The following is an 8,597-nucleotide window of genomic DNA, read 5'->3' on the forward strand; positions in this document are numbered from 1 at the left end:
AATATGTTCAATATTGGCATGAAAAGCCGCCTTGTATTCGCAAGAATTATCCATAAAATCAAGCCATCAATCTTACGAACACAGGTTCTAAAATTAAAAAGGAAAAAATCATGAATGAAAACTTGTTGTTGCTGACGATTATTGGCGCAGTGGTTTTGGTGTTGGGTTTGGGCTTGTTGCTGGCTTTGTTGTATCGCCGCGTGGTGCGTACCAATGAAGTGCATATTGTGCAGACCAGCCACGACACGAAATCCTTTGGTAAAGACACCAATAATGGCAATGTGTATTACGCGTTTCCATCGTGGATTCCGAAATTGGGTGTGTCCACGATTGTGTTGCCGATGTCGGTTTTTGATGTGCGAATCAATGATTATGAAGCGTATGATTTGGAACGCTTGCCGTTTAAGGTGGATTTGACGGCGTTTTTTCGCATTGCGGAATCCAATTTGGCGGCGCAACGGGTTTCTAATTTTGAAGATTTGCAAGCGCAATTGGAAGCGATTATTCAAGGTTCGGTGCGTTCCATTTTGTCCAGCAAAAATTTAAATGATATTTTGCAAATGCGCAGTGAATTGGGGCAGGATTTTACTGACGCGGTGCGCGAGCAATTGCGTAATTGGGGTGTTGAGCCTGTGAAAACCATTGAATTAATGGATATTCGTGATAGCGGCGACAGCAAAGTTATCCATAATATTATGGCGATTAAACAATCGGATATTGAACGCGAAAGCCGCACCGAAGTGGCACGTAACCAAAAAGAAGCGCAATTGGCTGAAATTGAAGCGAAAAAAGAAGCCGACATCAAACGCCAAGAAGCAGAGCAAGCGGTGGGCATGAAAACGGTGGAAAACCATCGTGAAGTGGCGTTGCAAGAGCAAAAAGCGCAACAACAAATTGAAAGTGAACGAAAAATTACCGCCGAGCAGGAAATGGCGGTTCAGCGCGTAAACAGTACGCGGCAGGCTGAAATTGCCAAAGATGTGGCGATTGTGAACGCGGAAAAAGACCAGCGTGAACGCGAAATCAAAGCCGAAGCCGACCGCAATGTGGCGGTGGTCAATGCGGAAGCCGAGCGCACGCGTCAAATTTTGATTGCGGAAGGTCAAAAAGAACAAGCGTTTTTGGCGGCGGCGGCGAATTTGGAAACGAAAGACAAGGAAGCGCAAGGTATTGCGAAAATTGGTTCGGCGGAAGCGGAAGCGCGGAAATTATTGGAAATTTCTTTGGTGTCGGGTCAAATTCAGTTGGCGCAAGAAATTGGCGAAAACGAAGGTTATCAACGCTATTTGGTGGAAATCCGTAAAGTGGAAGCCGATGAGAAAATTGGTATTGAACAAGCCAAAGCCTTGTCTTCTGCCGATTTGAAACTGATTGTGAACGATGGCGGCTCGGTGGCGGGCGGCATGGACAAATTGAGTAAACTCTTGTCTTCGCAAGGTGGCGCGAATGTGGGGGCGATGTTGGAGAGTTTGGGGCAATTTGAAAATGGGCAGAAGCTGATTGAGCGGTTTACCAAATCGGAAGAATAGGGCGGTTTGGTTTTGTAAAATGATTCAGGCAGCCTGAAAGTACACGATAAAACTCATGTAGGGTGCGCCGTGCGCACCAAATAACTGAATAATTGAAATATTGTGGTGGATTTGGTGCACACAGCGCACCCTACTGTTATTTTTATCGTGTACTGAAAGGCAGCCTGAAAAATCATTTTCAGGCTGCCTGAATATTATTTTTGAGATAATAAACTTAACTTGTCCATTTCACCCAATCAAATAACCAAGTGATTAAAATAATCGCACCAAACACAATGCGATAATACGCAAACGGCACATAATTTTTACGCGACACAAAACGCAACAAGGCTTTCACCGCCACCAAACCCGCCACAAACGCCGCCACAAAACCAATCGCAATCAAACCTGCGTCTGCCAAAGTGAACAAATCACGGTGTTTGATGATGTCGTAAAAAGTCGCCGCAATCATCATCGGCACAGCGAGAAAAAAGGAAAACTCGGTCGCCACTTTGCGCTCCAAGCCCCACAACATACCGCCCATAATCGTGCTGCCTGAACGCGAAGTGCCGGGGATTAACGCACAAATTTGCGCCACGCCCACCACCAAAGCATCGCGTGGGCGCATATCTTCCACCGTCAAAACTTTGGCAGGGCGAGTGGCGGCGCGTTTTTCCACCCACAAAATAATAAAACCACCAATCACCAAAGCCATCGCCACGCTAATCGGATTAAACAAATAGCCCTTAATCACGCTGCTAAACAACACGCCCATCACCGCCGCAGGCACAAAGGCAATCGCCAAATTCACCACAAAACGATTAACAGCGCGGTCGCGTCCAAAATTCAAAATCACATTGGTAAAACGCGAGCGGTATTCAAATACCACCGCCAAAACTGCACCCAATTGTATCGCAATTTCAAAGACTTTACCCTTGCTGTGGAAATCCAGCAGGCTGCCAAACACAATCAAATGCCCCGTACTGGAAATCGGCAAAAATTCGGTCAAACCTTCAATAAAGCCCAAAATCAGGGCTTTTAACATCAACATCGTATCCATGTATTATCCTATTGATATAAAGCGTGAAAGCGGTGTTGGGATAACACCGCTTATTGTTCAGGCAGCCTGAAAAATTATTGCGCTGCTTTTACCGCAAAACTTGCCCCTTTGCTTTTGGGCGTGGGGACAGCAGCTTTGGGCGCGGGGGCTTTCAAGCCACGCTCTTGGCGCACTTTGGCGATCAATTCGTCAATGGTGGTCATGCCTTTGTCAAAACCATTGGGGAACAAGACTTTATATTTGCCGCCCACAATCACGGTTGGCGTGCCATCAATTTGAAATTCTTGCGTGCGTTGCGCCATTTTTTGCGCTTGTGTTTGATTGCTAAACGAATTGTATGAAGCAAGCAATTTTTTGCCATCAAATGCCGTTTGCGAAGTCAGCCATTGCGCTGTGATGGCAGGGTCATTCAAATCAATTTGTTCATCAAATACGGCTTTGAAAATGGCGGGATTTGCTTGTTGTTTCAAACCCGAATGGTTCACCGCCGCCGCTAAACGCGCAAAACCAAAATGTCCTCGATGGTCCCAAACCACGTGGTCGGTGGCAAAGTAAGTGTCGCTTGGCAATTGTTTCGCGTGTTTCAAAATAATCGGGTCAAGATTTTTACAATGAATACAGAAATAGCCAAAAAACTCCAGCACTTCAATTTTATCGCTTTGCAATTGTGGCATGGGTTTTTTCAACGTTTCGTAATCCTTGCCTTCGGTCAATGCAAATGCGGGGCTGCTCAAGCCCAAGCCAATCAATGCAGTTAAAATCAATTTATTGAATTTCATGATATTTTTTTCCTTAATGATATTTGTGTACACTATTTTCAGGCAGCCTGAAAACACAAGAAAACGTGTTGGACACATTGCCCAACACGTTTTGTATTATAACAAATTAATCCGCGCTGCGTTCTAAAGTGGACACGCCATTTTTTTGCAATAAATTGCGTGTTTGGCTCACTTGTGCGCCTTCCAAACGATTGGTTTGTACGCGGTAAGTGGGTTTGCCGTTTACATTGGCTTCCACAATTTGCGCTTTCACGCCCAGCAATGCCAAACGAGCGCGTTGAGCGTCTGCAGCGTTGCGACTGCTGTACGCACCTGCTTGAATCACCACGCGTTTAGTATCAGCGGCTTTGGCAGTCGGTGCGGGTGCGGGTTTCGGCGCGGCGGCTTGTCTGCGAGCCAATTCACGCGCTTTGTCAATATTGCCCGCGTCCAAAATTTGCTGTGGCGTGGGTTTAGGGGCGACAGTTTTGGGTTTATCCGCAGGTTTGGGCGGCGTGGTTTTGGGTTTTTCAGCAGGTTTGGTTTCTGCTGGTTTTGGTTTTACGACTGGTGTGGGTTCAACTTTTTTCGGTTCAGTGGGTTTCACAGGGGGAACGGTTGTTGGTTGTTGCGTTCTCACAGGGGGTTTGGTTTTGGGTGGGTCTTGCAAATCTTCAGGGCGCAAAGTACCCGTATTGGTGCTGCCACGTTTGCCATCACGATTATGATTTGGGCGTACACCTTCAGGCACGCCATCGCGTCCAAAATTGTTGTTGGTGCGTGGTGGTTTGCTGACCACTGGTGGCGTTTCCGCTTCGGGCGGTGTTTCGCGCACGTCTAAATTATCTAATTCTTCTTTTTTATCAATTGGTTGAGTTGTGTCTTCGGCTTCGGTGTATGTGTTGTCCGTTTCCGCAGTATTGTTAGGCGTATGGGGAGTTTCTGGCACGGTTTCGGCAACTGGCGAAGCAGGCAAAGGCGCAACATCGGAAGCCACAACAGCAGGTGGGTTTTGCTCTTCAACAGGCTGCGTGTTGTCCGCCACAGCGATTGGCGAAGCAGGCGTATTTTGTACGCCAGCAGGTTGCAGCGTATCTGTTGGCGGTGTGGTGGTGGCTGGACTGGTGTTTTGGAAATCGCGTTTACTGTTGCTATTTAACATCAGCAACACCGCGATAATAATCATTGTAGCCAAAACCAAGCCAGCCAAAAAGCCAACCAAGCCCTTGCCACGCTGAAATGCCGCATAAGCATGAGAGTGTTTGCGAGACATGAATTTACCTTTAAAATGAAAATGTTAAATCTTCAGGGCAGAGTTTGGCGACAGGGCGCAACAGGGTTTTCAGGCTGCCTGAACAATAAGATTTGATAATTGTAACAAAATTATGGTTTTGAAGACAAATTAGGCAGCCTGAAAACTATTTAAACCATCTCATAATGCCCGCCGAAATCCCACCGCCCGCAATAAATGTTGCCGCGACACCGTTTCATCGCCCGCCAAATCCGCAATCGTCCGCGCCACGCGCAAAATGCGATGATAGCTTCGGGCGGATAAAGACAGTTTTTCCAACATTTCTGCCAAAATTTGCTTGCTTTCGGGCGAAATTTGGGCAATTTGGTCTAAATCTGTAACCGATAATTGCGCGTTGGTTTTGCCTTGTCGCGCATATTGGCGTTCACGCGCCGCCATCACGCGCTGCAACACGGTTGCGCTGCTTTCGCTTTCTTGTGTGGAAAGCAAATCGGCGGCGGGTAGGGCAGGGACTTCTATTGTCAAATCAATGCGGTCAAGCAAAGGCCCTGAAATTTTGTCGCGGTAACGGCGCACACTTTCCGCCGTGCAACGACACGGTTTGGTCGGGTGTCCCGCAAAACCACATGGACACGGATTCATCGCTGCAAGCAATTGAAATTTAGCAGGAAAAGTGGCTTGTCGTGAAGCGCGTGAAATGTGAATTTCGCCATTTTCCAAAGGTTCACGCAACACTTCCAAGACTTTGCGGTCAAATTCAGGCAGCTCGTCCAAAAACAAAACGCCGTGATGTGCCAATGAAATTTCCCCTGGTTTCGGGTCGGAACCACCACCCACCAATGCCGCTGAACTTGCCGAATGGTGTGGGCTGCGAAAAGGTCGTTTCACATCAAAATCTTGCAAATGATGGGGCAAGAGTGAACGCAATGCCCACACCGAAATCAATTCTTCATCATTCAAAGGCGGCAAAATAGACGGCAAGCGTTGCGCGAGCATGGATTTGCCCGTACCTGGAGGGCCCATCATCAGCAAACTGTGTCCGCCAGCCGCCGCAATTTCCAACGCCAAACGGGCGGTGTGTTGCCCTTTCACATCGCGCAAATCAGGTTGCGCAATATTTTCAGGCTGCCTGAAAACGTGTGTGCCGTCTATCGCTTCCAGCAAATCTGTGCCATTTAAATGCGCCACCACTTCATTCAAATTGTCCGCGCCATACACGCGTATGCTGTCCAACACGGCGGCGTGTTTCGCATTGTCTTTGGGCAACATAAAAGCGCGGTTCGCTTGTTGCCCCTGCCACGCCATCGCCAACGCACCGCGTATCGGGCGCAGGCTGCCTGAAAGTGCCAATTCACCCGCAAATTCATATTGCGCCAAATATTCCGCCGAAATCTGCCCGCTCGCCGCCAAAATCCCAATCGCAATCGGCAAATCAAATCGCGCCGATTCTTTGGGCAAATCCGCAGGGGCAAGATTGACCGTGATTTTTTGCGCGGGAAACTCAAAACCACTCTGAATAATCGCGGCACGAACGCGGTCGCGGCTTTCCTTCACTTCCGTTTCAGGCAGCCCGACAATATTGATTTGCGGCAGACCATTGGACAAATGCACTTCCACTTCTACCAAAGGCGCGTTCATGCCGCTCAAAGCGCGACTGTTTACAAGGGCGAAAGTCATTCTTTGTCTTCAGATGAAGTTTCGGTTTTTTTGCTTCTTTTGGGTTTACTGGTTTCTGTGCTGTCTTCTGATTTTTCAGCATTTTCGGACAATTTTGCTTCCAAAGCTGCCAAACGTGCTTCTACTTCGCTTAATTTGGTGCGTGTTTTGATTAACACTTGTTGTTGCACATCAAATTCTTCGCGCGTAACCAAATCCATTTTATTGAACGCGCTGCCGAGCATGGCTTTGGCGTTTTTTTCAATGTCTTTGGCGGGGCTATTGGCGATGGTTTCGCCTAATTTATTGCTGATTTCGTCAAATAATTGTTTGGCAATCATGATGTTGTCCTTATGGATAAATAATAAAATGGAAAAAAGGGTTTATTTTTTCAGGCAGCCTGAAAATCAAATTCACAATAAAATAAATACTTTACTCGCAGCCTAAATTCTGCGCCACGCCATTAAACGACTTGTTCAATGCTTCACAAGTGCTGTCGGTGGGTTTGTCGGTAGCCAAATCCACACGCGCTTCCTGATTCATCATACGTAATTCTTCGCTGTTTTCAGATTGCTTGGCAAAACAAGCATCTACGCGTTTGTAATAACGCTCGCACACTTCGGGCAATTTCACTTCGGGCAAATCGTCTTCGGGCAAATACACCGTTTCCACGCTCGCCGCCAACGCGCTTGCTGCCGCAATTTCGGACGCGCTCACATTTGCCATAGCTTGCTTGCTGCTGGTGATGATGTCGGCTTCTTCAGACGCGCTTAAAATTTGCGCCACAATCGGCGATGAAGCCACCGCAGGCACAGACGCCGCCACCGTCATTATCGGGGCGGACACCGATAGATTCGGTTTCACAATGATTTCAGGTTCTTCCGTTTTTTCGGGCTGACACGCCACCAAAGTGGCGCAAGCGATAATGGCAATAAAATAATGTTTCATATAGAAAATTTCTTGATTATTTTTGAAAACTTGTTTTCAGGCTGCCTGTATTGTTAGGCAGCCTGAAAGGTATTGATTATGTTGTTTTTGGGCAACAGCGTATGGCTCAAATACATAATGCTAACGACAACAAGGCTAAAAATCAAGAAAAACAGTAAACTAGGGGCTAATGACAGCGAAGCGGTGTTGGGCGCGGAGTTGGTTTTTCAGGCAAACACCGCTTCGCTGTCAAATTCAAGGAAAAAATGTGAGCCAATGCCGCCCATTGGCGAGTATTTTTGACGCAGAAGTTGGCGATTTTGACGAAGGTAGCGAAGCGGACTTGCGTAGCTAAAACAACCGCGAAACGAATCGTCATTAGCCCCTAGTCTATTAAAACAATTTCCGCACTTCCGCCACAATATCATCTGCCCGCATAAAAGTTTCGCCAATCAAAAAAGTATGCACGCCGTGTGCTTGCATGAATGCCACATCGTCCCGATGGCGAATGCCGCTTTCGGTAACGACTAGGCTGCCTGAAAGTTTGGGCAATAAATCAATGGTTTGCTGCAAATCTACTTCAAAAGTTCGCAAATTGCGGTTGTTTACGCCGCGCAAAGGTGTTTTTAAATTCAAGCACTTATCGCATTCTTCAGCGTCATGCAATTCCAATAATACGTCCATGCCCAATTCGTGCGCCAAAGTTTCCAAACGCAGCAGCGTGTCCGCGTCCAGCGCGGCGGCGATAAGCAAAATCGCGTCTGCGCCCCACGCGCGGGCTTGGTAAACCTGATATTCATCAATCATAAAATCTTTACGCAAAATAGGTAGTTGCACCGCTTCACGCGCTTGTTTTAAATATTCGGGCGAGCCTTGAAAATAGGGTTCATCGGTCAAAACAGATAAACACGCCGCGCCTGCTTGTTCATAATCTCGCGCATGGCTGGCTGGCTGAAAATCGGGACGAATCAAGCCTTTAGATGGGCTGGCTTTTTTGATTTCGGCGATGATGGCGGGCTGATTTTGCGCGTGTTTGGCTTGAATGGCGGCAATGAAACCGCGTGGGGCGGGCGCATTGACCACTTGTTTTTTCAATTCTTCTAGTGGCACGGCGATTTTGGCGGCGGCGACTTCTTCGGCTTTGGTGGCAAGGATTTTTTGCAGAATATCGGTCATGATGTAAACCTTGTTTGATGAAATGGGATGGAAAAATGTGGGGGGATTATACGCTTTCAGGCTGCGTTTGGGCGAGTTGGCGGTATAATTGGTTTTTTTCAGGCTGCCTTTTCGTGCATAACTTCAGTACACGATAAACAAATGTAGGGTGCGTATTATGCACCGAATTTATCAAGTTATTTGAATGAGATTTTCAGGCAGCCTTTTAGTACACGACAAAAATCTTTGGATTGCCTGAAACCTGTCCCCTCTCCCGCTTG

The 8,597-nt window shown here is 47.3% G+C and carries 9 protein-coding genes; 2 read left to right on the forward strand and 7 right to left on the reverse strand.

Features of this window, described 5'->3' with window-relative positions; genetic code table 11:
- Window positions 1-110 precede the first annotated feature (110 nt).
- Entirely contained in the window at window positions 111-1,529 is a 1,419-nt protein-coding gene (locus tag Q338_RS10965; protein ID WP_172540030.1) for an SPFH domain-containing protein, read from the forward strand.
- Between the two features lie 214 nt (window positions 1,530-1,743).
- Here Q338_RS10965 and Q338_RS10970 read toward each other — a convergent pair whose 3' ends face one another.
- From Q338_RS10970 to Q338_RS10995, 6 genes are all read right to left on the reverse strand, one after another.
- Window positions 1,744-2,568, reverse strand: coding sequence for an undecaprenyl-diphosphate phosphatase (locus tag Q338_RS10970; protein ID WP_034295352.1), 825 nt, complete (start codon window positions 2,566-2,568; stop codon window positions 1,744-1,746).
- 74 nt (window positions 2,569-2,642) lie between these two features.
- On the reverse strand, window positions 2,643-3,347 hold the full coding sequence (locus Q338_RS10975) for a thiol:disulfide interchange protein DsbA/DsbL (RefSeq protein ID WP_034295354.1): 705 nt from the start codon (window positions 3,345-3,347) through the stop codon (window positions 2,643-2,645).
- 106 nt (window positions 3,348-3,453) lie between these two features.
- Entirely contained in the window at window positions 3,454-4,599 is a 1,146-nt protein-coding gene (locus Q338_RS13870) for an SPOR domain-containing protein (protein ID WP_051968623.1), read from the reverse strand.
- A gap of 159 nt (window positions 4,600-4,758) precedes the next feature.
- On the reverse strand, window positions 4,759-6,255 hold the full coding sequence (locus tag Q338_RS10985; RefSeq protein WP_034295356.1) for a YifB family Mg chelatase-like AAA ATPase: 1,497 nt from the start codon (window positions 6,253-6,255) through the stop codon (window positions 4,759-4,761).
- Window positions 6,252-6,575: an accessory factor UbiK family protein gene (locus Q338_RS10990; RefSeq protein WP_034295358.1), complete on the reverse strand. Its 324-nt coding sequence runs from the start codon at window positions 6,573-6,575 to the stop codon at window positions 6,252-6,254. Before Q338_RS10990 ends, Q338_RS10985 begins: the two co-directional genes overlap by 4 nt.
- Before the next feature lie 91 nt (window positions 6,576-6,666).
- Entirely contained in the window at window positions 6,667-7,182 is a 516-nt protein-coding gene (locus Q338_RS10995) for a hypothetical protein (protein ID WP_051968624.1), read from the reverse strand.
- A 169-nt stretch (window positions 7,183-7,351) separates the two neighbouring features.
- Here Q338_RS10995 and Q338_RS14600 point away from each other — a divergent pair, with 169 nt between their 5' ends.
- Window positions 7,352-7,516: a hypothetical protein gene (locus Q338_RS14600; RefSeq protein WP_156961074.1), complete on the forward strand. Its 165-nt coding sequence runs from the start codon at window positions 7,352-7,354 to the stop codon at window positions 7,514-7,516.
- Window positions 7,517-7,554: 38 nt separating this feature from the next.
- On the opposite strand, the gene trpC is transcribed toward Q338_RS14600, so the two are convergent.
- The gene (trpC, locus tag Q338_RS11000; RefSeq protein WP_034295360.1) at window positions 7,555-8,337 is read right to left on the reverse strand and encodes an indole-3-glycerol phosphate synthase TrpC; all 783 of its coding nucleotides are present in this window, start codon (window positions 8,335-8,337) and stop codon (window positions 7,555-7,557) included.
- Window positions 8,338-8,597: the final 260 nt, after the last annotated feature.

The sequence above is a fragment of the Alysiella crassa DSM 2578 genome (assembly GCF_000745955.1).
Taxonomy (GTDB): Bacteria; Pseudomonadota; Gammaproteobacteria; order Burkholderiales; family Neisseriaceae; genus Simonsiella; species Simonsiella crassa.